Here is a 23,644-nt window from a genome sequence, read left to right on the forward strand (position 1 = left end):
GACCGCGGACGCCGGTCGCGCATGCCGTCGCTCTAGGGACTTCACAGGGGGGACTTCTAGGCTGGTGGGGATGTTTCGACTACTGGGGATCCTCTTCACCGTGCTGTTCGCGATCGCGACGGCAGTCGTGGTGTGGCCTCAGTTCTTCCATCTCGAGCAGACGTTCCCCTTCGCTCAGATCGTCGCCGCCCGTGGAGTCGTGCTCGCAGCATTCCTCGTCATCGCCGCGCTGTCACTGCTTCTCCTCCTCGCCAAGCCGTTGCGTGGCTTCGCGGCATCGGTCCTGATCGTCGCGCTGCTCGGAGCTGGGGCGACCGGAGCCATCGGCTTCCTGCGCGGATTCGGCGCAGACACGCTCCCCGCCCCCACCGAGTCGAGCCTCCGCGTGCTCACCTGGAACACCGCCGGCGACGAGGTGTCAGCCGAGGAGATCGCCCGCGAGATCCTCGATCGAGGCGCCGATATCGTCGCGCTCCCCGAGACCACGGAGGAGGTCGGCGAACAGGTCGCTGTGCTGCTGCGTGATCAGGACCACCCGATGTGGGTGCACCACGTGCAGTTCAAACCCGACGTCGTCGACGGCCCGAAATCGTGGCACACGACCGTTCTGGTATCCCCCGACCTCGGCGAGTACTCCGTGATCGCGTCGTCGGAAGACGGTTCGAACAACACCGGCTCGGTTCCCAGTGCGGTGCTGATGCCGGTCGATGGCGCAGGTCCGGCCATCGTCGCCGTGCATGCCGTCGCACCGCGCATGGACGACATGGCGCAGTGGCAGAGCGATCTGCGCTGGATCGCCGATCAGTGCCCCGCGGGCGACTTCATCCTCGCCGGAGATTTCAACGCGACGATCGACCACATGGCGGGCCTCGGGGTCGACGGCGGCGACATGGGCTACTGCCGCGACGCAGCGACCCGATCGGGCAACGGCTTCAGCGGAACCTGGCCGAGCTCGCTGCCGGCGCTGCTGAGCACGCCGATCGACCACGTCATGGCATCGCCCAGCTGGACGGCGACCGGATCGGTCGTGATCGGAGGCGGGGGTGGCAGCGATCACCGCGGCCTGGTCGTGCAGCTCGAGCCCGCAGGCTGACATCCCGCAGTCGTCACGCAGGTGACAGACTGGAGGGATGAGCACCGCAGAACGCGACACGATCGCAGAGCCGACGACCGAGACTCCCGTCGAAGCCACCACCACGAACCGGAAGCAGCCCTTCCCCCGCGGGTTCCTCGACACGATCTCGACCGGATGGGCCGAGCGCCCCGAGTCGATCCCCGCGCCCCGCGCACAGGCGCCGTTCGCTGCCGTGCGCCGCGCAGCCGTCTCGGCAGCATTCCCCGGCAAGCGCGTGGTCATTCCTGCCGGGTCGCTCAAGCAGCGCAGCAACGACACCGACTATCCGTACCGCGCCCACTCGGCCTTCGCACACCTCACCGGCTGGGCATCGGACGCCGAGCCCGACTCGATCCTCGTGTTCGATCCCACCGACTCGGGCCACGACGTCACGCTGTATTTCCGCGAGCGCGCGGACCGCACCACGACCGAGTTCTACGCGGATGCCACCGTCGGGGAGTTCTGGATCGGCCCGCGCCCCTCGCTCGCCGGGGTCGCCGCAGACCTCGATGTCGCGACCGAGCACCTCGCGGAGTTCACGAGCGCTGACGGCGAACTCGTGCTCGACGAGGACGCCGACCTTACCCGGTTCGTCTCGGAGCTTCGTCTCGTCAAGGACGAGTACGAGATCGCCGAGATGCGCCGTGCCGTCGACATCACCGCCCAGGGCTTCGAAGACGTCATCCGTTCGCTCCCCGACGCGATCGCGCACGCTCGGGGCGAACGGGTCGTCGAGGGCGTCTTCCATCGCCGCGCCCGCGAAGACGGCAACGGCGAGGGGTACGACACGATCGCCGCATCGGGTCCCCACGCCTGCTACCTGCATTGGACCCGCAACGACGGCACCGTGGTCCCCGGCGATCTGATCCTCGTCGACGCGGGCGTCGAAGCCGACAGCCTCTACACCGCGGACATCACCCGCACTCTCCCCGTCTCCGGCACCTTCAGCGAGGTCCAGCGCCGGGTCTATGAGACCGTGCGCGAGGCTGCGGACGCCGCCTTCGCCGCGGCACGGATCGGCGTGCGGTTCCGCGAGGTGCACGAGGCCGCCATGCGCGTGATCGCCGCCCGCGTCGCCGAATGGGGCCTGCTGCCGGTGACCGCGCAGGAGGCGCTGGACGCAGATGCCGGCGGACAGCACCGTCGCTACATGGTGCACGGCACGTCGCACCATCTGGGCATCGATGTGCACGATTGCGCTCAGGCCCGTCGAGAGATGTACTACGACGGCATCCTCGCGCCCGGCATGGTGTTCACGATCGAGCCCGGCCTGTACTTCCAGATCGACGACCTCACCGTGCCCGCGGAGTACCGCGGCATCGGCGTGCGCCTCGAGGACGACATCCTGATGACGCAGGACGGTCCGATCAATCTGTCCGCCGACATCCCCCGCACCGCCGACGAGGTCGAGGCCTGGATCGCTCGCATCCAGAGCTGAGCCCGCTGCATGCACGAGGGCGAGCTCGCACTCACGGAGGAGACCGCTGCGCGACTGATCGCGCAGCGGTTTCCCGCGCTCGCCCACCTGCCGGTCGAGCGCATACGCACCGCGGGCACCGTGAACACGATCACCCGGATCGGCGACGAGTTCGCGGCGCGGTTCCCCCTCGTCGTCGAATCGGCAGAGGCACTCGCTGCTGAGGCCGCGGCGATGGAGGAGCTCGCAGACGTCTGCGCGGTGCCTTCGCCCCGCTCTCTCGGCATCGGCATGCCGACGGCAGAGTATCCATCCGCATGGTCGGTGCAGACATGGGTGCCTGGCGACACAGCGTGCCGAGACCTTCACGCGACTTCTGATGCCCTGGCGCTCGACGTCGCCGCGCTGATCGCGTCGCTACGGGCCGCCGATGTGCGCGGGCGCGAGTTCGACGGTCAGGGGCGTGGTGGCGTCCTCACAGATCACGACGAGTGGGTCGCACTCTGCATCGAGAGAAGCGCTCATCTGGTCGATCCGGCCCGGGTGCGACGACTGTGGCGGGCTCTGCGCGATCTGCCGCGCTCCGGTCAGGATGTGATGAGCCACTGCGATCTCACCCCGTTCAACCTGCTGGTCGCGGGCGATCGCGTTGTGGGCGTCCTCGACGGCGGCGGATTCGGCCCTGCTGATCGCGCTCTCGATCTGGTCGCCGCCTGGCATCTGTTCGACGCGTCTCGCCGATGCATGGTGCGCGAGCGCGTCGGAGCGTCGGATGTCGAATGGCAGCGGGGCGCCGGGTGGGCGCTGCAGCAGGCGATGGGACTCGGCTGGTACTACGAGGACTCGAGTCCCGCGATGAGTGCTCTCGGACTCTCCACGGTGCGCCGTCTGCTCGACGACGCAGAGCTGATGTCGCTCACGTGATGCCTACGCCGGCGGATCCGCAACGATCTCGACTTTGAATCCCTGGTCGTTCTCGACCCACCCGGCGTAGTGATCCGGGCCGCCTGCAACCCCAATCGAGTAAGCAGCCAGTGCCAGCTTCGCGAAGCCTCGTCGAGATCGGGCACCCAGATCTCGACATGGTGCAGACCCCTCATCAGGGGTGCACGAGCTCCGCGACGAAGGGTGCGAGCGACGCGCCGATCTCGGATGCGGGGCGCTTGCGTCCCTTCACCTCGAAGGTGTGACCGCCGCCGTCGATCCAGATGATGCGCGCGTCCTGGCAGGTTGCGACGACCTCCTCGAACTGCGCCAGCGGCTGGATGAACGGATCGTTCGTGCCCTCGATGAACAGCTGCGGAACGCTGATGGCCGGAAGGTGCTCGGCGCGCGGCTTCTCCGGCTTGCCCGGTGCGTGCAGCGGGTATCCCAGGTACGCGAGACCGTCGACGGAGAGTCCCTGCGCGACGGCCATCGACGCCATCCGCCCGCCATACGACTTGCCGGTCGCCCAGATGGCCGCATCCGGGTCCTGCTCACGCGCGAACGCGACCACGGCGTTCCAGGTCGCGATCGCATGAGTCGCCGGCCCTGGCATCCGGCGTCCCTGCTCGACGTACGGGAAGTTGAAGCGCAGCGTGGCGTGTCCACGGGAGGCGAGCTCTTCGGCGAAGCCGGTGAGGAAGGGGTGGTCTTTGCCGGTGCCTGCGCCGTGCGCGACGATCACGGTCGATCCGCTGTCCCCTGCCGACCAGTCAGCCGAGATGGCGACCGGTCCGGCGGGCAGATCGACGAGGATCTCGACCATCAGGCGCGCAGGTAGGGAATCGCGAACGGTACGCGCATGACTCTGCCGCCGGACGCCTTCACCATGCCCATGATGACCAGGACGACGTGGAAGGCCGACAGCGCGAAGTAGATCGTGATCGGGATGCCGATGGGGTAGAACCCGCTCGACGGAGAATCGGCCGTGAGTGAGAACAGGATCACGAAGTGCGAGATGAGCAGAACCGTCGACACCAGCAGGTATGTGAGCCCCCAGTTCGCGGCCGCCCGAGCGTTCTCGCCGGCCACGCCGCCGAAGCGACGCGATGTCCCGCCGCTGACGGCCATGGCGATCCCCGATGCGAGTCCGCCGACGAACGGGAACGGGATCAGGATCAGAAGGCCGAGAGCCCATGGAAGAAGCCCGCGCGGCGGTACCGCGGCGGGATAGGTCCCCGCGGGGTAGCCCTGTGCCGGATAGCCCTGTGCCGGATAGCCGGGTGCCGGATGCCCCTGGGAAGGAGGCATCTGCGGCGGGGTATAGCCGACGGGCTGCTGAGGCGCCGGAGCCTGGCCGGGAGCGGCGGGCGGCGCGTACCCCGGTGACTGCGACGCGGGCTGCTGCGCATATCCCGGAGGCTGCGGCGGCGCGTAGCCGTACACAGGCGCCGGTGCAATCGGGCCCTGCGCGGGAGGCGCGGAAGGCACGGGAGGCACGGGAGGCACGGGAGGTACTGCGGGGTGTGCGGGTGTCGCCGACGGGTCGGACGCGCGGTCTGCGCCGGACATCAGACGGTTCCCGCCGAGGTGGGCGGGAGGCCGGGCTTGCCGGGGTCGGGCGTGTCGATCGGCGGTGCGGCCGGCGGTGCGGCCGGATCTGCGGGGCGCGGCGGAACAGTCGGCTCTTCGGGAGCGGCTTCAGGTCCACCGAGCGGCGGGGTCGGGCCGGGAGTCGGGTCCTCTGGCGAGACGGGAGGCGCTGCCGGAGGCGCAGGCGCAGGAGCGGGCTGGCCACCCGGAGCGATGCGCTCGCCGTACCTCGGCGGCTCGTCCAGATCGACGGGCGCACGCACCGGTGCAGGCTTGGCCGCCCCCAGGGCGAGACGCGCCTTCGCGAGTGACGTGGCCTGCACCCGCACCTCGTAATGGTCTGCGGCGAACTGCGTGACGCTCGCGAAGTCGCGGCGTCGGCGCACGATCGCATAGGTGACGAGGCTGAGGAGCATTCCGAGCGCGACGCCGATGAAGACGAACCCGACGAAGAGCTGGATCGGCACCTCGGGGTTGCCGATCACGAGGATCGCGGAGAGGAAGAGACCGATGAGCACGCCGTTGATGGCCCCCGATCGTGCCGCGGCGGCATAGCCGAGTCGCCCCGTGATGCGCTCGACCGTCCGGACGCTCTGCCCGATGATCGCGATGTCTCGGGCCGGCACCTCCTGGGCGATCAGTTTCGACACCGTCTTCTGGGCGCCTTCGTAATCGCGGGTGGAGGCGACGATCTCGCCCTCATCGCGGCTGTCGGCTGGACGGTTCAGCATGCTCATCCCGCCATTGTTCCATGCCTTGTGGTGACAGGGCCGGGAGTGTGTCGTGCTGCGGCCCCGCGGGGGCCGCGGGAGGGCCCTGCGCACTACGCTGGACGAGTGAGCACACAACGGGTATTCGCCGCGCGCCTGGCAGGCTGCGCCGTCTTCGATCCCGTCGGCGACCGGCTCGGCAAAGTCCGAGATGTCGTCATCGTGTACCGAAGTACGGCTGCTCCGCGTGTCATCGGCCTCGTCGTCGAGATCCCCGGGCGACGACACGTCTTCCTGTCGATAGGACGAGTGACGTCGATCCGTGCAGGCCAGGTCATCAGCACCGGACTCATCAACGTGCGCCGCTTCTCGCCGCGCGCCGGAGAGGTGCGGGTTCTCGCAGAGCTCTTGGGTCGACGGGTCAGCCTCGTCGACGGCACCGGCACTGCTGTCATCGAAGACGTCGCCATCGAGCCGAACCGCCTGGGCGAGTGGGCCGTCAGCCAGCTCTTCCTCCGTCGCCCGAAGACCAGCGCCTCGCCGTTCGCCAAGGGCCCGACGACGTTCGCCGCCTGGAACGAGGTCACCGAGCAGCACTCCCCCGGCGAGTCCCAATCGGCCGAGCAGCTCGTCGCCTCCTACTCCGAGCTGCACGCCGCCGACCTCGCGAACACCCTGCTCGATCTGCCGCAGCAGCGCATGATCGAGGTCGCAGAGGAGCTCTCCGACGATCGGCTCGCCGACGCCCTCGAAGAGATGCCCGAGGACGACCAGGTGCACATCCTCGACCGCCTCGGCGACGAGCGAGCCGCAGACATCCTCGACCAGATGGAGCCGGATGACGCCGCCGACCTCCTCGCCCAGCTGCCGCCCAATCGCCTCGAGCAGCTGCTCGAGCTGATGGAGCCGGAGGAGGCCGAGGACGTCAGGATGCTGCTGCGATACGGCCCTGACACCGCCGGCGGTCTCATGACGCCCGAGCCGATCATCCTCTCCGCCGATGCGACCGTCGCCGAAGCGCTGGCCCTCATCCGGCGTCACGAGCTGCACCCCGCCCTTGCTGCAGCCGTGTTCGTGACCCTGCCGCCCTTCGAGACGCCGACGGGCCGACTGCTCGGAATGGTGCACTTCCAGAGGATGCTGCGCTACCCGCCGCACGAGCGGCTCGGCGCGATCATGGACGACAGCCTCGACCCCGTGCGCGTCACCGCATCGGCTGCGGAGGTGGCCAGGATGCTCGCGAGCTACGACCTCGTCTCGCTTCCGGTGATCGACGCCGCCCATCGTCTGGTCGGCGCCATCAGCATCGACGACGTCCTCGACTATCTGCTGCCCGACGACTGGCGCACACACGACAGCGACGAGCCGTCGATCCCGAAGGAGGTGCGCTGATGCCCCGCTCCCGCTCGCGCTCCCCTCAGCTCGACGCCCCTCTGGGCCGCGGCACCCCTCGGCAGCGGCCGACATCGCGTGACCGCTTCGGCCGCTTCACCGAATGGGTCGCCCGTGCCATGGGCACCCCGGCGTTCCTGCTCATCCTCACCCTGTTCTGTGTGCTCTGGATCTGCTGGAACACCCTGCTGCCCGACCACCTGCGCTTCGACGATGCCGCGCTCGGCTTCACGGCCCTCACCCTCATGCTCTCGCTGCAGGCGTCGTACGCGGCCCCCCTGATCCTCCTCGCGCAGAACCGCCAGGACGACCGCGACCGCGTGCAGATCGAGCAGGATCGCCAGCGTGCCGAGCGCAACCTCGCCGACACGGAGTACCTGGCCCGAGAGATCGTCGCGCTGCGGATGTCGCTCGAAGAGCGCAACAACCAGGTCGTGACCCGGGATGTGCTGCGCCACGAGCTCAAGTCGCTGCTCGCCGAGCTCGGCGAGCAGGACGACGAGCCGACCGAGCGACGCCCCCGCGGCCGCTCCACATCATCATGAGCTCAGCCGACTCCGTCCGAGCGGCCGTCGCCGCTGTCACCGACCCCGAGCTTCGCAGACCCATCGGCGATCTCGACATGGTCAGGGATATCAGTGTCGATGGAGCACACGCGCACGTCGCGATCGTGCTCACGATCGTGGGCTGTCCCGCAGCGGCTCGCATCGAAACCGATGTCCGCGCCGCGGCCGCTTCGGTGCCCGGCATCGCCGAGGTGGACGTCGAGGTCGGCGTGATGACGCCGTCAGAGCGCAAAGCGCTCACCGAGAAGCTGCGCGACGGGCGGCCTCCTCGCCAGATGCCCTTCGGCCCGGACTCACTCACACGGGTGATCCTCGTCTCGAGTGGCAAGGGCGGCGTGGGCAAGTCCACTGTGACGGCGAATCTCGCGGTGGCGCTCGCGGCTCAGGGCCTCTCGGTCGGCCTCGTCGACGCCGATGTGCACGGCTTCTCGATCCCGGGCCTCCTCGGCATCCCTGCGGGAACACAGCCCACGCGCATCGACGACCTCATGCTCCCGCCCGTCGCCCATGGCGTGAAGACCATCTCGATCGGCATGTTCCTCCGTGACGGGGAGGCTGTGGTCGCCTGGCGCGGACCGATGCTGCACCGCACCGTGCAGCAGTTCCTGACAGACGTGTTCTTCGGCGATCTCGACATCCTGCTCATCGACATGCCTCCTGGCACCGGTGACATCGCCATCTCGATCGGGCAGCTGCTGCCCCACGCCGAGGTGCTGGTCGTCACGACGCCGCAGGCGGCAGCATCCGACGTGGCGATCCGCAGCGGGCTGGTCGCTCGCCAGACCGGGCAGCGGGTGATCGGGGTGGTCGAGAACATGGGAGCCCTCACGCTTCCGGACGGCACCGTCGTCGATCTATTCGGTTCAGGAGGCGGTGCAGCCGTGGCCAGTGCGCTGTCGGAGACGCAGTCCGTGCCGCTGCTGGCATCGATCCCCCTCAGTCCCGCGCTGCGTACGGGAGGCGACGACGGGGTGCCCGTGGTGCTCAGCGCCCCCGACGATGCGGCGGCCGTCGCGATCCGCGAGCTCGCAGGTTCCCTCGCCACTCAGGGGCGCGGCCTCGCCGGTCGTTCGCTGCCGATGACCCTGGGCTGAGACGATCGTGGCTCTCACCGTCGACGAACAGCTGCTTCGGGGCATGGCACGCGACGCCGCGATCTACGCCCTCACCCGCCCTGTCGCGATCGTGATGTGGATCGCCCTCGTCGCGGCATTCGTCGTCAGCATCCTCAACCTGACCGCCGTCCGCGGCCCCCAGGGGCTGGCGGGTCTGCTGCCCGTCGCGAGCATCGCCCTCATGGTCTACGCGGTCGTCATGACTGTCGTCGGCGCCAGACGCGCCGTTCGGGCCGCCACCCCTCCCGGCAGCGCGGTGTGGCTTCGGCTCGATGACACCGCTCTGCACGTCGGCGCCGGCAGTCGGTCGTCGGACATCTCTTACAGCACCTTCCAGAGCGTTCGTGCCGGCAGGCATGCCGTGCTCTTCAAGCTTCGAGGCGCGTCTGCGATCACGGCGATCCCCCGTGCGCTGCTGTCCGATGACGACATCGCGACTCTCCGGGCCAGGATCGGCTGACTGCGATCAGGTCCGGGGCGGCCTCGGAACGCGGCGGGTGACCAGGCGCCTCAGCAGGATCACCAGAGGAAGAAGCACCGCGAGGGGTGGACACATCACCGCTCCGAGAGCAAGCAGAGTCCCCACCGGGTAGTCGTTGCCGCCGGTGCGGCCCAGTCCGATGCCGTCACCGATCGAGTCGCCGGCGACGAGGAATCGCCCGTCGTACGTGTCGAGCGAATCCCGGCAGTCCACCAGGTGAGTGCCCGCCTCGGCCGCGGTGAACTGGGCGGACTGCACGAACCCGGTCCGCGGCGTCATCCACCACAGCACATCGTCCCAGCTCACCGCGGATGGGCCCTGCTGCGGACGCTCGGCGCCGTCCCGCCCGATGACGCTGCAATCCATGGTGCCGAGCGTGGCGGAGATCCCGCTGGTCCAGATACCGACCCGAGCCCCGGAGTCGAGGTCGACCGCCATCGTCTGCCCGATCGGGACGTCCTCGGCGCTCTCGATCGACCGCACGATCGGCAGCACCCAGAGGGCCCAGATGAGGACTCCGGTCACGGCGCAGATCGCGGCGGCGAAGAACGCCATCCGGTCTCTGGTCCGAAGCCGACTCTCGTCGACCGTCCGCGTCACGTGGCTTCGGGATCGAACGGAGGCGGACTCGCGACCGAGAACTCCGGTCGCACCCTCGGCGTTCGCACCGGCTTCACCGTCGGCTCTGCGACGACCGCTTCGGCCCTGGCGGGCCCGGGCGCCGCGTCGTCTTCGAAGAGAGCGTCGCGGATGATGCGTCTGGGGTCGTACTGCCGAGGGTCGAGCTTGCGCCAGTCGACGTCATCGATGTCGGGGCCCATCTCGTCGCGGACGCGCGATTTGGTGTCACGGAGGAACTCGCCGGCACGCCGAGCGAGCTTCGCGACGCTCTCGGCGTAGCGGGGCAGCCGCTCCGGTCCGATGAGCAGCGCAGCGATCAGACCGATGAGCAGCAGCTTCTCGAAGGTGATCCCGAACTGCATGTGTCCAGGCTACCGCCGCGCCTGCCGTTGTGCCGCGCACCGAGCGCATACGCTGGGAGAACACATATCTCAGTCGGGAGAATCAGTCAATGAGCGAGAACGATGCGAACGCACGTTTCATCCGCGAGTCGATCGTGGAGCCTTCGCCGATCGCCCGCGCGCGTGCGCACGCCATCGAACTCGGCGCTTCGCCGATCAGCGCGGCCGTCGGCTCGCAGATCGCGGTGCTCGCCGCGGCGACAGGTGCCAGGTCGATCGTCGAGATCGGCACCGGAGCCGGTGTCTCGGGCCTCTGGCTGCTGCGAGGGGCGCCGCAGGCCGTACTGACCTCGATCGACAACGAACCGGAGCATCTGGCCGCGGCTCGTCAGGCGTTCTCCGACGCTCGGGTCGCCCCGACGAAGGCTCGGTTCATCACCGGTCGCGCCGCCGACGTGCTGCCGCGCATGAACGAAGCGTCCTATGACATCGTGCTCGTCGATGCGGACCCCGAGAACGTCATCGACTACGTCGAGCACGGGCTGCGGTTGGTGCGCACCGGCGGGATGGTCCTGGTCCCCCGGATTCTCGGTGGCGGCCGCGTGGCCGACCCCGTGCAGCGTGACGAGGTGACCTCGGCCTATCGCTCGCTCGTGCAGGAGACCCAGGAGTCCTCAGCGGTGCTCGCGACCGTCTCGAGCTCCGGTGAAGGCCTGCTGCAGCTGATCAGCGTCGGTGAGGGCTGAGCCGACGACACCCCGCACAGACGGAAGAGGGCGACGGATCGATGATCCGTCGCCCTCTTCGTGAATCCGCGTGCGCGAATTCGAGTTCTCTCAGGCGGGCTTCACGACGGCTGCCAGCACGTCGTGGAGTTCCTTCGCCTCTGCGTCGTTCACGGAGACGACCAGACGGCCGCCTCCTTCGAGCGGGACGCGCACGATGATGAGTCGTCCTTCTTTTACGGCCTCCATGGGTCCGTCTCCGGTCCTCGGCTTCATCGCTGCCATCGTGGGCTCCTTTTCCTCCGGTGGTATGCGATCAGTTTATCGGGTGTTACCGGAACCTGGATGTCCCCTATGAAGAAATGCATCAAGCCTTAACATTCACGGCACCTGCCAGAACGTGTTCCCCAACGCGTAGATGTGGTAGATCCAGAGCCACTGACCCAGCAGGCAGACCGCCAGAACCCCCAGCCGCCAGACGCGCGAGCGCGGCACCGCGAGTGCTCCCCAGGCAGGACTCAACGGCAGGAGCAGCCGGAAAGTGCTCGACTGCGGGAAGAAGACGGCGAGCAGATAGAGAAGGTAGCTCGCGCTCCAGAGCCTGAGATCGGGACCGAGCGCGCGCACCTGGGGCAGATAGAGCAGAGCCGCACCTGCCGCCACGACGAGGAGCGCCAGAGCGACGGGGCCCCACGCGCCGGGAAGCCCCCACTGGGCGAACCAGAACTGGGACGCCTGGATCCAGCCTTCGAACGGCACGAAACCCTCGACGCCGCCGACGAGCCAGTTACTGCGCCAGGCGAGCTCGGTCGCGAGGTACGCGCCGGGGTCTCCGGTGACGATGCCCGCGATGACCTGCCACGAGAAGCCAGCGATCGTGGCGAGGGCGCCGAGCGCCACGATGTGCACGATCTCCCGCAGGGCGAGCGGGTCGTCTCGGCGGTGCCACCAGCGGAGGATGCCGTGCAGACCGAGGTAGAGCGCGAATGCGAGGATCCCCGGTCTCGTGAACGCCATGACGGGGATGAGAAGGTAGAGCCAGACGTAGTTCCTGCGCACCGTCGCGTCGAGCGCCAGGAACAGCAGGAGGAGGAACAGGGTCTCGGCGTATCCGACCTGGAACATCGCCGCGACAGGTCCGGAGGCGAAGAACACCACCGACCACATCGTCGCCCGCGCGCCGATGCGCTCACGCAGCAGTCGGTGCAGCGCGAGGCAGGCGAAGTAACCGGCCACGAACGACAGCAGGAAAGCGCCCATCCCCCACGAGCCGAACACGAACCCGACCGTCTTGGCGGCGAAAGCGAACACCGGCATGAACGCCCAGGCGTTCTCTGCGACCTCACCGGACTCGGTGAGGGGAAGAGAAGACGGATATCCCTCTTCGGCGACGAGCCAGTACCACTGCGCATCCCACCCGACGATGAAGTCGGCGAGCCCCGGCTCTGCCCCGAACCTCGACAGCGACGTCGACAGCGTCGCCGCCGCGATCATCATCGCGGTCGTCACAGCGCGCGCCGCGAGGTAGATCAGGGCGATCCGCAGCGCCAGCGGTGCGGCCGCCCACCGACGGGTCGCGGTCAGCGCGAACTGAGCCATGCGCGCAGTCCTCGCTCGACGGCGTCGATCTGCGCGAGCGGAACGCGCTCCTCGTCATGATGCGCGAGGTGCGGGTCCCCCGGTCCGTAGTTCACGGCGGGGATGCCGAGGGCCGAGAAGCGAGCGACGTCGGTCCATCCGTACTTGGGGCGCGGCTCGGCGCCGACGGCAGTCACGAAGTCCCGGGCGATCGGGGCATCGAGACCTGGCCGCGCGCCTTCGGCGGCATCGGTGATCTCCACGTCGAAACCTGCCAGCAGGTTGCGGATGTGCGCTTCTGCATCCGCCGCCGACTTGCTCGGAGCGAACCGGTAGTTCACCTCGACCTCGCACGCATCGGGAATCACATTGCCCGCGACCCCTCCCGTGATCCGGACGGCGCTCATGCTCTCGCGATACAGCAGTCCGTCGACCGCGATCTCCTTCGCACGGTACTCGGCCAGACGCGCGAGGATCGGGGCCGCCCGATGGATGGCGTTCTCTCCTATCCAGGCGCGGGCGGCGTGCGCGCGCACGCCGGTGGTGCGCACGATCGCACGCATCGTGCCGTTGCAGCCGCCTTCGACCTCACCATTCGACGGCTCACCGAGGATCGCGAAATCGGCCCGGAAGAGGTCCGGCCGCACCGCAGCGAGGAGAGCCAGCCCGTTCTTCGACGCCTCGACCTCCTCGTTGTCGTACCACATCCAGGTGATGTCGACCGTGGGCTCGGTGAGCTCGGCCGCGAGTTTGAGCTGCACCGCGGTGCCGCTCTTCATGTCGACGGTCCCTCGACCCCAGAGATGGGCGACACCGTCGATCTCGAGGTCCTTCGTCGGCACGTTGCCGTTGATCGGCACAGTGTCGATGTGCCCTGCGATCGCCACCCTCTGGGCTCGTCCGAGGTTCGTACGGGCGACGATCGTGTTGCCGTGACGGATCACCTCGAGGTGGGAGTAGACGGAGATCGCCTCCTCGATGGCGTCCGCGAGCGTCTTCTCGTCACCCGAGACACTCGGGATGTCGCAGATCGCACGGGTCAGGTCGACAGAGGACGCTGTCAGATCGAGCATCATGCACCCAGCCTACTTACCCCGACATCTGTGCGATCGTCCACGCCCGCTCGCGATACCGTGGAGGCATGACTGAGGCGCGCACCGTGTGGGGTACCGGACTTTCGACGACCGCCGGCGACGGCACAGTTCTCGACGCGTGGTTCCCCGGGGTGCTCACCGAAGCCCCGTCGGCCGAAGACGCCGAGGCCGCACTCCTCGCGCTCGAAGCGCTGGCAGGTCCCGACGAGCGACGCAACGTCACCATCGAGACCGTGCAGCTGCACATCGATCTGGATGCCGCGCCCACGTCGACAGTCGACGCCTATCTGCGACTGCACGCGCTCTCACACCTGGTCGTGCGGCCGAACGAGCTCAACCTCGACGGCATCTTCGCCCACCTGCCGAACGTGGCCTGGACCAACGCCGGCCCCGTGCACCCCGATGACGCCGCACGACTTCGCCCGTTGCTGCAGCGGGCAGGGATCCAGGTGCAGGGGCTCGACAAGTTCCCCAGACTCACCGACTACGTGCAGCCGGCGGGCGTGCGCATCGCTGATGCCTCACGCGTCCGCCTCGGCGCCCACCTCTCCCCCGGCACGACGGTCATGCATGAGGGCTTCGTGAACTTCAACGCGGGCACGCTGGGTGCGTCGATGGTCGAAGGACGCATCTCTCAGGGGGTCGTGGTCGGCGACGGCAGCGACATCGGCGGCGGCTCGTCGATCATGGGCACGCTCTCGGGTGGCGGCGCACACCGCGTCTCGATCGGCTCGCGCACACTGTTGGGCGCCAACGCGGGAATCGGCATCTCGCTCGGCGATGACTGCGTCGTGGAAGCCGGACTCTACGTGACGGCGGGCACCAAGGTCGTGCTCCTCGACGCTCCGGCGACGCCTGACGGCGGCAGGCAGACCGTCAAGGGCGCTGAGCTGTCGGGCCAGAACGGCCTGCTGTTCCGCCGCAACTCGCTCAGCGGAGCGGTTGAGGCCGTGCGGCGCGCGGGTGTCGGCGTGACACTCAACGAGGCGCTCCACGCCTGAGCGACGCGCTGAGCGGGAGCGCGTCCCAGGCTTCTCCCCCTGACGCGTGATAGTGTCGAATCGACGATCCTCGCACTGCGAGTCGTCTGCGTCGTCGACACGCTCCCGCGCCACTTGCCTGGTTCTGGCCATTTCGAACGGCGAAACGATGCGCGATCCCGCGCCGTCGCCCACCCTTCCGCACCCGGCCCGTTGGTACGTGCGTGCATTCTCACGGAGATACCTTTATGACTTCCTTCCTCGATCTCGGCGTGCCCGCCGACCTCGCCGCCGTCCTCACCAAGGACGGCAAGACCGAGGCGTTCGCGATTCAGCGCGACACGCTTCCCGATTCTCTCGCCGGTCGTGACCTCCTCGGCCGCGGCCGCACCGGCAGCGGCAAGACGATCGCGTTCGCCCTCCCCCTCGTCGCCCGCCTCTCCGCGTCTTCGCGCAGCAGCCGCCCCGGTCACCCGCGTGGTCTCGTGCTCGCGCCGACCAGGGAGCTCGCCACGCAGATCGCAGCGACCATCGCACCGCTCGCCGAGGCCAAGGGCCTGCGCGTCACGACCGTCTTCGGCGGCGTCAGCCAGCGCCCGCAGGAGCAGGCGATGCGCAACGGCGTCGACATCGTCGTCGCGTGCCCCGGCCGTCTGGAAGACCTGATGAAGCAGCGGGTCGTGCAGCTCGACGCCATCGAGGTCACCGTCCTCGACGAGGCCGACCACATGGCCGACCTCGGGTTCCTCCCGGGCGTCACCCGCATCCTCACCGCCACGCCGGCCGGCGGCCAGCGTCTGCTCTTCAGCGCGACCCTCGACCGCGGCATCGACACGCTCGCCCGCCGCTTCCTGTCGAACGCCGTCAGCCACGAGGTCGACGAAGAGAGCGTGCCCGTCGGCGAGATGACCCACCGCGTGCTGGTCGTCGACTCGACCGACAACAAGACCGAGCTCGTGCGCGAGCTCGCGTCGGGCACCGGCCGGCGCATCCTCTTCACCCGCACGAAGCACCAGGCCAAGAAGCTCGCGAAGCAGCTCACCGCAGCAGGCATCCCGGCCGTCGACCTGCACGGCAACCTGTCGCAGAATGCGCGTGAGCGCAACCTCGGCGCCTTCTCGGCAGCCCCCGAAGACGGCGGCGTGCGCGTCCTCGTCGCCACCGACGTCGCTGCCCGCGGAGTGCACGTCGACAACGTCGATCTCGTCGTCCACGTCGACCCGCCCATGGAGCACAAGGCATACCTGCACCGCTCAGGTCGCACTGCTCGTGCCGGAGCCGCAGGAACGGTCGTCACGGTGGTGCTCCCCGAGCAGCGCCGCGATGTGAAGGATCTGCTGCGCAAAGCAGCGATCAGCGCCGCTCTCGAGCCCGTCACGACGGCCGCCGTCAGCGAGCTGGTTCCCGAGCGCGCCGCACACGTGCGTCCTGCTCCCGTCCAGGCGCAGCAGCGCCAGGCGCCCAAGCAGCGTCCCGCGGGCGGCGAGCGCAACTCGGCCGCCAACCCGCCGTCGCGTCGCAGCCGTCGCCCCCGCTCTGGCCAGAGTGGTCAGGGTGCGCCGGCAGCGCAGACCGGTTCGCGACAGGGCGGCCAGGGCGGATCTCGCCAGGGCGGTCAGTCGCGCAACCAGGGCGGCCGCGGCTGGAGCTCGCAGGGTCGCTGAACCCCGCTGCAAGAGAGGCGGGTGCGCCGATACTCAGGCATCGACGCACCCGCCTTTCTGCGCCCCGACGAAACCGGAGTGTGCGGAGGGCGCCGTGATCAGCGTCCTACCGCCGCCAGCACCTTCGGATCCGAGCAACCGCGGGCGAACCCGGCGAGGCGACGACGGATCTCGAAGCCGAGCACTCGAACTCCGATCCATTCGGCGAACGGTGCGAGCCACGCGGGGCGGCACGAGAAGTTGTACTTCCACACAGCCAGCGTGCCCTCCGGCACCTCGGTGAACCGCCAGCCGCCACCGAGCTTGGTGAAGAACCAGGGACCCCGCTCCATCACCATGCCCACGTTCGTGGGTGGGGCGTACGACACGTAGCGGCTGACCATCGAGAGACCGAACCGCTGCCGGGTGAAGGTGCGCACACCCTTGGCGGGCGCATCCGCGTCGTCCATGAGGTGCTGCTCGCTGATGAAGCGGTCCCAGCGTCGCCGCACCGCTCCCGTCGTCTGAGACACCGCGAACGCCGTCGCGGGGTCCACCGGCACGACCGCTTCGGCGCTGACGACAGGCATCGCGCTCGGCGTCAGCGAGTCTGGAAGGTGCGCTCGGGAGACCCCGTGTAGAGCTGCTGCGGGCGGCCGATCTTGGTCTGCGGGTCGAGCTGCAGCTCACGCCACTGCGCGAGCCACCCGGGGAGACGACCGATCGCGAACAGCACGGTGAACATGCGGGTCGGGAAGCCCATCGCCTTGTAGATCACACCGGTGTAGAAGTCGACGTTCGGGTAGAGACGACGCTCCTTGAAGTAGTCGTCTGCGAGAGCGAGCTCTTCGAGTTCCTGAGCGAGGTCGAGAAGCGGGTCCGTGACGCCGAGCTCGGCGAGCACCTCACCGGCTGCTTCCTTGACGAGCTTGGCGCGCGGGTCGTAGTTCTTGTAGACCCGGTGCCCGAAGCCCATGAGCTTCACGCCCTCTTCCTTGTTCTTCACCCGCTCGACGAAGCGAGACACGCTCTGGCCGGAGTCACGGATCTGGCCGAGCATCGTGAGGACGGCTTCGTTCGCACCACCGTGCAGCGGGCCGGACAGCGCCTGGATGCCCGCAGAGATCGATGCGAACTGGTTCGCACCGGTCGAGCCGACCAGACGCACGGTCGAGGTCGACGCGTTCTGCTCGTGGTCCTCGTGCAGGATGAGCAGCAGCTCGAGGGCCTTCGACATGACCGGGTTGACCTGGTACTCCTCGGAGTGCACGCCGAAGTTGAGCTTGAGGAAGTTCTCGACGAAGCCGAGGGAGTTGTCGGGGTAGAGGAACGCCTGGCCGATGCTCTTCTTGTGCGCGTAGGCGGCGATGACCGGCAGCTTCGCCAGCATCCGGATCATGTTCAGCTCGACGTGCTCGGGGTTGTGCGGGTCGGTCTGACCCTCGTAGTAGGTCGAGAGAGCGGCGACGGCCGACGACAGCACAGACATCGGGTGCGCCGTGTGCGGCAGCGCCGAGAAGAACCGCTTCAGGTCTTCATGCAGCAGCGTGTGCCGACGGATCTTCTCATCGAACTCCGCGAGCTCGGCGGCGGAGGGCAGCTCACCGTAGATGAGGAGCCAGGCGACCTCGAGGTAGCTCGTCGATCCGGCGAGCTGCTCGATCGGATATCCGCGGTAGCGCAGGATGCCCTTGTCTCCGTCGATGAAGGTGATCGCGGACTTGGTGGACGCGGTGTTGACGAAACCGTAGTCGAGCCCTGTGTAGCCGGTCTGCCGCGTCAGCGTCGAGAAGTCGATGCTGTCGGTGCCCGCCGTGCCTCGCACGAGTGGGAACTCAGCGGTCGTATCGCCGATCGTCAGCTTCGCTGTCGCCTGCTGCTCTGCCGCTGCGCTCACGCGGGCCTCCTCATGGATCTTCATCAAGTCGGATGTGGCGATGTCACGGCGCTGAGCACCAGGTCTGTTCGAGATCATCGATACACAACCGAATCGCCTTTACAGCCTAGTAGGCACACAGGCCTACTGTGACAACCGACAAAAGAACCCGCAGTCTGAGGCGAGAACCTACACGGCTTGTTCGCGCAGGCGCCGGGCGCCCTCGGCGATCCGTTCGGAAGGAGCCGTCAGCGCCAGCCGCACGTGCTCGTTCGAGAACGCGCCGTAGAACGGGCCGGGACCCGCGAGGATGCCGAGATCCGCAAGCCTCTCGATGCTCGTCCAGGCATCCTGCCCCTCGGTCGCCCACAGGTAGAGGCCGGCTTCCGATCCATCGATCCGGAACCCCGCAGCTTCGAGCGCCGGCCGCAGGATGTCGCGCCGCCCACTGTAGAGCTCCTTCTGAGCCGCGACGTGCTCGTCGTCACCCAGAGCCACGGCCATCGCGTGCTGCACAGGCTCCGGTGGCATCAGCCCCAGGTGCTTGCGCGCGGTGAGCAGCTCGCCGACGATGCGCGCGCACCCCGCCACGAAAGCGGCCCGGTAGCCGGCGAGATTCGACTGCTTGCTCAGCGAGTAGACGCTGAGCAGATTCGCCCTGCTCCCCCCCGTCACGCGCGGGTCGAGGACCGAGGGGATCGGCTCGGTCGCCCACTGGCCGTCCCACCCGAGCTCGGCGTAGCACTCGTCGCTCGCGAGCACGGCCCCCAGCTCCCGAGCGCGCAGAACCGCGGCGGAGAGCTCCTCCACCGTCCAGGTGCGACCGTCGGGGTTGCCCGGCGTGTTGATCCAGATGAGCTTGGTGCCCTCGGGCCAGTCGGCAGGATCGTCGGAAGGCAGCGGCGTGGCCCCGACGACGCGGGCACCCACCTCGTAGGTCGGGTATGCGATTCGGGGATGCACGACGATGTCGCCGGCGCCGAGACCGAGCAGGGTCGGCAGCAGGGCCACGAGCTCCTTCGAGCCGATCGTGGGCAGGACGTTGTCGACCGTGAGGTCGACCACTCCCCTGCGGCGGGCGTACCACGCGACGATCGCCTCACGCAGAGCGGGAGTGCCGACGGTCTGCGGGTACGCGTGCGCGTCCGTCGCCTCCGACAGAGCTCGGCGGATCAGCTCGGGCGTCGGGTCGACGGGCGACCCGACGGACAGGTCGACGATCCCCTCCGGATGCAGGGCAGCGCGCTGACGATAGGGAACGACCGCATCCCACGGATAGTCGGCGAGATCCCGAACGCTCACCGACTACTCGCCCTGTGGCGGGAGAGCGGCGATGATCGGGTGATCGTGCGCGATGACGCCGACCTTGGCGGCACCACCCGGAGAGCCGACCTCGTCGAAGAACTCGACGTTGGCCTTGTAGTAGTCCTGCCATTCTTCCGGCAGGTCGTCTTCGTAGTAGATCGCCTCGACGGGGCAGACGGGTTCGCACGCGCCGCAGTCGACGCATTCGTCGGGGTGGATGTACAGCGAGCGTTCGCCCTCGTAGATACAGTCAACGGGGCATTCGTCGATGCAGGCGCGATCCTTGACATCGACGCACGGGAGAGCGATCACATACGTCACTCGACCAGTCTACGACTCGCCGCCGGTCCGATCGCCCAGAGCGGGGGCACGCCGAGCACTCGGCGCTTCGCCGTCGGACGCCCCAGACGACATTGCGGGCGCAGGCGCAGGCGCATCGGTGCGCGCGGGAAGCCGGGAGAAGGACGGCCATGCCACGGCGAGAAGCACGAGTCCGGCGACGAGATAGGTCCAGATGCGACCGCTGAGCGTGTCTTCGACGACCACCGACCCACCAGGGCCGACGCCGGAGATCAGCATCAGCATGCCGAGCATGCCGAGCCCCGCGGCGAGAGTCGCGCCCCGGTCGTGGGTGAGCGCCCGGATCGCGACGAGGATCGCCCCGCACGCGACCGCTCCCACCAGCAGCCCCACGGGCACCGGTCCCCACATCAGGCTGTGTCCGATCGTTCCCGCGACGCCGAAGACGCCGCCGACGAGAGCCGCGGCGATCCAGGAAAGCACCCGGGAGATCCATCCAGTACGCACGAGTCGATCCTACGCGCGCCGAGGATCTGCTCGACTCAGGCAGCGAGGCCGAGAAGCCTCAGGATCGCGGCGACGACCGCAGCGGCGAACACCACGACCAGGAACGACTGACGCAACCACAGAAGACCGGCCGCGACGAGCAGAGCGGGGACCCGTGCATCGACGACCACGGCCTGCCCGGCTCCGAGAGTCTGCACAGCCACGAGTGCGGCGAGGAGCGCCACGGTCAGCAGGTCGGAGATGCGAGCCGGTCGTGGCGCCTCGAGCACGCTCGGCGGAACGAGATAACCGCTGGCCTTGAGCGCCAGGCAGATCACCGCAGCGAGCAGGATCGCGCTCCACACGCTCATCGGTCGATCTCCCCGGGGCCGGCCGTGGAGCCGTCGACTCGTCCCAGCCAGTTGAACCAGCCGACGACGATCGCGACGACAGCCGCGACCAGCACGGGCAGACCGGGCATGATCAAGGGCGTGAGCGACGCGGCCACGACAGCTGCGGCCACACCGACCGCGATCGCCTGGCGCTCCTTGAGGCGCGGCCAGAGCAGAGCCAGGAACGCAGCGGCAGCGGCAGCATCCAGCCCCCAGGTCTTCGGGTCGCCGAGCACGTCGCCGACCAGAGCGCCGATCAACGTCGTGATGTTCCATCCGATGAAGATCCCGATGCCGGTCACCCAGAAGCCGACCTGCCTCAGACGAGGATCTCTCTGCGAGATGGCCACCGCGGTGGACTCGTCGATCGTGAAGTGCGCCGCCGCGACTCGGCGGGCGGGCGTGGTTCCGACGATCGGAGACATCCGCATGCCGTAGGCGGCGTTGCGCACCCCGAGCAGCGTCGCCGAGGCGATGGCCGAGGGAAGCGCCGACACGCCTCCGGCGGCGAACACGCCGACGAATGCGAACTGCGATCCGCCCGTGAACATCAGCAGGCTGAGCACGCACGTCTGCCAGACATCCAGACCGGATGCCACGGCGAGCGCGCCGAAAGAGACGCCATAGGCGCTGGTCGCGAGAACCACGCCCAGCGCCTCGCGCCAGACTTCGCGCTCAGCGGTCATCGCGAGATCGTTCGCTGCAGTGAACACATGATCATCATTCTGAACAACGCCTCATGGATAGTCAAGCGAACGATCGTTTGACATACTGAACAGATGGAGGATCTCCGCACCCGCATCGCCCGTACCGTGCGCAACGAACGTGAGAGAGCCGCGCTGTCCGTCTCCGAGCTCGCGCGTCGGGCGGGAATCTCGAAGGCGACTGTCTCGCAACTCGAATCAGGCTCCGGCAATCCCAGCGTCGAGACGCTGTGGGCTCTGGGTGTCGCGCTCGGGGTGCCTTTCGCCGTGCTCGTCGACCAGCAGATCAACGCGCCGACGCTCATCCGCGCCGACGACCTCGCCGGTGTGCCGTCGTCAGCGGCGGCGTACAGCGCGACGCTGCTGTCTGCGAGCCCACCGGGCGCCCGCAGGGATGTGTACCTGATCCAGGCGGAACCCGGTGATCAGCGGCGCTCCGATCCGCATCATCCGGGCACCACCGAGCACGTGGTCCTCATCTCGGGGCAAGCTCTGATCGGGCCGACGGACGACCCTGTGCTGTTGAACCCCGGCGACTACCTCTCGTACGCCGGAGACGCACCGCACGTGTTCGAGGCGATCGTCGCCGGTACAAGCGCGGTTCTCATCTCCGAACTCCGCTGAGCATCATTCCGGCCCCGGACCCGAGCCCGAGACCGGTGACGGGTCGGGGATCTCCTCGGGCTTGTACTTCGGAAGTCTCGATGCGGGCAGGATCGCCACCGCGCTGAGGCCGGCGAGCAGCAGCAGCCCGAGTCGCAGCGTGCCCAGACGAGACTCCTCGTTGACGGCAACCGCCGCGTCGATCTGCTCGGGGGTCGCATCGGTCTGCTCGAGGGCGGCGCGGAGGTCGTCGTTGCTGACGAAGTTGAGGTTGTCCAGGTCGACCTGCGCGACGAGCGAGGGCGGCAGCTCGGGATGCTCGACGACCGCACGACCGATGCTCAATCCGAGGAGCGATACGAGGAGCGCGCCGGCCAGAGCGGTGCCGACCGCGGAGGCGAGGTTCTGCGTGGTGCCTCGGAGCGAACCGACATCCCCCGCGAGCTCGGCGGGCGCCGAGGTGACGAGCACGTTGAACACGAGCGTCACGAGCGCGCCCTGGCCGATGCCGAAGACGATCAGCCCCAGGATCGTGGGCAGGGTCTCCCAGTTGTTGTTGACCACGACGGACAGCCAGACGAGCGCGACCGTGGTCAGGATGAACCCGAAGACGCCGATCACCCGCGGCGGGTAGCGCTTGTAGAAGCGGACGACGAGGGTGGCCGTGATGAAGACCGTCAGGTTGAAGGGCATCATCGCGAGGGATGTGTCGAAAGGCGTCCTCCCCTGCACGATCTGGATGTACAGCGGGATGGTGAAGTTCACGCACGCCTCGAGAGCCACGACGATGAACATCGCGTAGACGGCCGCTCGCTCCTTCGATGAGTCCAGGATGCTGAGGTCGATCAGCGGCACCTTGCCCTCGGCCATCCGCCTCCGCGTCCACACGAAGAAGCACTGCCCGAGCACGATTCCCACGACCACGAAGGCGGGAGCTGGCGAGAGCCCCAGGATGCTGAAGGGCGCAGCCTCCGTCGCGGCGACGGCTCCCCACCCGTTGAGGTTGTTGAAGCCGAGGGTGAGAAGGACGATCGCCGCACCGATGAGCAGCGACGCCACGAGGTCGATGCGGATCGACGCGTCGCCGCGATCGCCGCGAAGCGTGAAGCTGAAGGCGAACACCACCACCGCGATGCCGAACACGATGAAGAACATCGGACGCCATCCGACGAGCGTTCCGAGGGTGCCGCCGATCAGGAAGGCCGTGACCCCGGAGATGGCCCTGGCCGAGCCGATCGCACCGATCGCGGTCGCCTGTTGCGCTCCGCGATAGTTCTCGGCGATCAGCGCCACGATCGAGGGCACGATGATCGCCGCAGCAGCGCCGGCGACCGCCTGCCCGGCGATGGCCCAGCCCACGCTCGGCGACACGATCATGAGCACCGAGGATGCGGCGAAGAGGCCGATCACGATCCGGAAGATGAGCACCCACCCGATGCGCTGGCCGAGCTTCGCGCCGGTCATCACCAGTGCGGCCACGGCGAGCCCGTACATCACGATCGTCGTGCTGGCGACAGTCGGCGGCACGCCGAACTCGCTGACCATGCCGCCGAGCGAGATCGGAAGGGCGGCCACGTTGAACGACATGAGCACCTGGGCGAGGAAGAGGCTGACGAGCGGCATCCAGGAGGTCTTCGTGGGAGCCGGAGCGATGTGTGTCATGACAGGGTCCTCCGAACGGTGA

General features: G+C 68.3%; 27 protein-coding genes. 11 read left to right on the top strand and 16 right to left on the bottom strand.

The features are described from left to right. Positions 1–70 precede the first annotated feature (70 nt). The 3 genes from AC04ME_RS16750 to AC04ME_RS16760 are packed head-to-tail and all read left to right on the top strand — an operon-like array spanning position 71 to position 3,455. A complete protein-coding gene (locus AC04ME_RS16750) occupies positions 71–1,093 on the top strand; it encodes an endonuclease/exonuclease/phosphatase family protein (protein WP_475436118.1) in 1,023 nt (340 codons plus the stop codon). 37 nt (positions 1,094–1,130) lie between these two features. After that, positions 1,131–2,552, top strand: a complete 1,422-nt coding sequence (locus tag AC04ME_RS16755) for an aminopeptidase P family protein (protein WP_079112544.1) — start codon at positions 1,131–1,133, stop codon at positions 2,550–2,552. A 9-nt stretch (positions 2,553–2,561) separates the two neighbouring features. Further along, complete coding sequence (locus tag AC04ME_RS16760; RefSeq protein ID WP_475436119.1) at positions 2,562–3,455, top strand: phosphotransferase; 894 nt, start codon at positions 2,562–2,564, stop codon at positions 3,453–3,455. Positions 3,456–3,630: 175 nt separating this feature from the next. Here AC04ME_RS16760 and AC04ME_RS16765 read toward each other — a convergent pair whose 3' ends face one another. The 3 genes from AC04ME_RS16765 to AC04ME_RS16775 form a co-directional block, all read right to left on the bottom strand. Then, positions 3,631–4,281, bottom strand: coding sequence for an alpha/beta hydrolase family protein (locus AC04ME_RS16765; RefSeq protein ID WP_475436121.1), 651 nt, complete (start codon positions 4,279–4,281; stop codon positions 3,631–3,633). Beyond that, positions 4,281–4,766, bottom strand: coding sequence for a magnetosome magnetite crystal formation protein family (locus AC04ME_RS16770; RefSeq protein ID WP_475436123.1), 486 nt, complete (start codon positions 4,764–4,766; stop codon positions 4,281–4,283). Before AC04ME_RS16770 ends, AC04ME_RS16765 begins: the two co-directional genes overlap by 1 nt. 260 nt (positions 4,767–5,026) lie before the next feature. Beyond that, a complete protein-coding gene (locus AC04ME_RS16775; protein WP_079112540.1) occupies positions 5,027–5,785 on the bottom strand; it encodes a YflT domain-containing protein in 759 nt (252 codons plus the stop codon). 99 nt (positions 5,786–5,884) lie between these two features. Between AC04ME_RS16775 and AC04ME_RS16780 the strand changes: the two genes are divergently transcribed. The 4 genes from AC04ME_RS16780 to AC04ME_RS16795 are packed head-to-tail and all read left to right on the top strand — an operon-like array spanning position 5,885 to position 9,291. Continuing rightward, a complete protein-coding gene (locus AC04ME_RS16780) occupies positions 5,885–7,150 on the top strand; it encodes a magnesium transporter MgtE N-terminal domain-containing protein (protein ID WP_042541990.1) in 1,266 nt (421 codons plus the stop codon). Further along, entirely contained in the window at positions 7,150–7,695 is a 546-nt protein-coding gene (locus AC04ME_RS16785) for a DUF1003 domain-containing protein (RefSeq protein WP_079112539.1), read from the top strand. The genes AC04ME_RS16780 and AC04ME_RS16785 overlap by 1 nt, the downstream gene beginning before the upstream one ends. After that, a complete protein-coding gene (locus tag AC04ME_RS16790) occupies positions 7,692–8,810 on the top strand; it encodes an Mrp/NBP35 family ATP-binding protein (protein WP_475436125.1) in 1,119 nt (372 codons plus the stop codon). Before AC04ME_RS16785 ends, AC04ME_RS16790 begins: the two co-directional genes overlap by 4 nt. 7 nt (positions 8,811–8,817) lie before the next feature. Continuing rightward, on the top strand, positions 8,818–9,291 hold the full coding sequence (locus AC04ME_RS16795; protein ID WP_475436127.1) for a YcxB family protein: 474 nt from the start codon (positions 8,818–8,820) through the stop codon (positions 9,289–9,291). 6 nt (positions 9,292–9,297) lie between these two features. Here the strand turns inward: AC04ME_RS16795 and AC04ME_RS16800 are convergent, their stop codons facing one another. Both AC04ME_RS16800 and AC04ME_RS16805 read right to left on the bottom strand, forming a co-directional pair. Next, a complete protein-coding gene (locus tag AC04ME_RS16800; RefSeq protein ID WP_475436129.1) occupies positions 9,298–9,867 on the bottom strand; it encodes a hypothetical protein in 570 nt (189 codons plus the stop codon). A gap of 41 nt (positions 9,868–9,908) precedes the next feature. After that, a complete protein-coding gene (locus AC04ME_RS16805; protein ID WP_042541994.1) occupies positions 9,909–10,295 on the bottom strand; it encodes a twin-arginine translocase TatA/TatE family subunit in 387 nt (128 codons plus the stop codon). A gap of 89 nt (positions 10,296–10,384) precedes the next feature. On the opposite strand from AC04ME_RS16805, the gene AC04ME_RS16810 reads away from it, so the two are divergent. Next, positions 10,385–11,020: an O-methyltransferase gene (locus AC04ME_RS16810; RefSeq protein ID WP_042541995.1), complete on the top strand. Its 636-nt coding sequence runs from the start codon at positions 10,385–10,387 to the stop codon at positions 11,018–11,020. Positions 11,021–11,110: 90 nt separating this feature from the next. On the opposite strand, the gene AC04ME_RS16815 is transcribed toward AC04ME_RS16810, so the two are convergent. The 3 genes from AC04ME_RS16815 to dapE form a co-directional block, all read right to left on the bottom strand. Then, positions 11,111–11,284, bottom strand: coding sequence for a DUF3117 domain-containing protein (locus tag AC04ME_RS16815; protein ID WP_079112537.1), 174 nt, complete (start codon positions 11,282–11,284; stop codon positions 11,111–11,113). A 96-nt stretch (positions 11,285–11,380) separates the two neighbouring features. Continuing rightward, positions 11,381–12,598 carry a hypothetical protein gene (locus AC04ME_RS16820; RefSeq protein WP_475436132.1) on the bottom strand — a complete coding sequence of 406 codons (1,218 nt, stop codon included), beginning with the start codon at positions 12,596–12,598 and terminating at the stop codon, positions 11,381–11,383. After that, positions 12,580–13,653, bottom strand: a complete 1,074-nt coding sequence (gene dapE, locus AC04ME_RS16825; RefSeq protein WP_042541997.1) for a succinyl-diaminopimelate desuccinylase — start codon at positions 13,651–13,653, stop codon at positions 12,580–12,582. The genes AC04ME_RS16820 and dapE overlap by 19 nt, the downstream gene beginning before the upstream one ends. Positions 13,654–13,718: 65 nt before the next feature. On the opposite strand from dapE, the gene dapD reads away from it, so the two are divergent. Next, positions 13,719–14,672, top strand: a complete 954-nt coding sequence (dapD, locus tag AC04ME_RS16830; RefSeq protein ID WP_475436134.1) for a 2,3,4,5-tetrahydropyridine-2,6-dicarboxylate N-succinyltransferase — start codon at positions 13,719–13,721, stop codon at positions 14,670–14,672. 227 nt (positions 14,673–14,899) lie between these two features. Further along, entirely contained in the window at positions 14,900–16,315 is a 1,416-nt protein-coding gene (locus AC04ME_RS16835; RefSeq protein WP_475436136.1) for a DEAD/DEAH box helicase, read from the top strand. 98 nt (positions 16,316–16,413) lie between these two features. On the opposite strand, the gene AC04ME_RS16840 is transcribed toward AC04ME_RS16835, so the two are convergent. The 7 genes from AC04ME_RS16840 to AC04ME_RS16870 form a co-directional block, all read right to left on the bottom strand. After that, positions 16,414–16,884, bottom strand: coding sequence for an SRPBCC family protein (locus tag AC04ME_RS16840; RefSeq protein ID WP_042542000.1), 471 nt, complete (start codon positions 16,882–16,884; stop codon positions 16,414–16,416). Between the two features lie 11 nt (positions 16,885–16,895). Next, positions 16,896–18,215 carry a citrate synthase gene (locus AC04ME_RS16845; protein WP_153302153.1) on the bottom strand — a complete coding sequence of 440 codons (1,320 nt, stop codon included), beginning with the start codon at positions 18,213–18,215 and terminating at the stop codon, positions 16,896–16,898. A 144-nt stretch (positions 18,216–18,359) separates the two neighbouring features. Continuing rightward, complete coding sequence (gene dapC / locus AC04ME_RS16850; RefSeq protein ID WP_475436139.1) at positions 18,360–19,472, bottom strand: succinyldiaminopimelate transaminase; 1,113 nt, start codon at positions 19,470–19,472, stop codon at positions 18,360–18,362. Between the two features lie 3 nt (positions 19,473–19,475). Further along, entirely contained in the window at positions 19,476–19,796 is a 321-nt protein-coding gene (gene fdxA / locus AC04ME_RS16855; RefSeq protein WP_050721431.1) for a ferredoxin, read from the bottom strand. A gap of 9 nt (positions 19,797–19,805) precedes the next feature. Then, on the bottom strand, positions 19,806–20,282 hold the full coding sequence (locus AC04ME_RS16860; protein ID WP_228385672.1) for a histidinol dehydrogenase: 477 nt from the start codon (positions 20,280–20,282) through the stop codon (positions 19,806–19,808). Between the two features lie 35 nt (positions 20,283–20,317). Further along, on the bottom strand, positions 20,318–20,632 hold the full coding sequence (locus AC04ME_RS16865; protein ID WP_042542003.1) for an AzlD domain-containing protein: 315 nt from the start codon (positions 20,630–20,632) through the stop codon (positions 20,318–20,320). Beyond that, a complete protein-coding gene (locus AC04ME_RS16870) occupies positions 20,629–21,339 on the bottom strand; it encodes an AzlC family ABC transporter permease (protein WP_475436142.1) in 711 nt (236 codons plus the stop codon). Before AC04ME_RS16870 ends, AC04ME_RS16865 begins: the two co-directional genes overlap by 4 nt. A gap of 93 nt (positions 21,340–21,432) precedes the next feature. Here AC04ME_RS16870 and AC04ME_RS16875 point away from each other — a divergent pair, with 93 nt between their 5' ends. Continuing rightward, a complete protein-coding gene (locus AC04ME_RS16875; RefSeq protein WP_475436143.1) occupies positions 21,433–21,981 on the top strand; it encodes a helix-turn-helix domain-containing protein in 549 nt (182 codons plus the stop codon). A 3-nt stretch (positions 21,982–21,984) separates the two neighbouring features. Here AC04ME_RS16875 and AC04ME_RS16880 read toward each other — a convergent pair whose 3' ends face one another. Beyond that, complete coding sequence (locus AC04ME_RS16880) at positions 21,985–23,622, bottom strand: MFS transporter (protein ID WP_309687148.1); 1,638 nt, start codon at positions 23,620–23,622, stop codon at positions 21,985–21,987. Positions 23,623–23,644 lie beyond the last annotated feature (22 nt).

This window comes from Microbacterium sp. LjRoot205 (assembly GCF_056175745.1).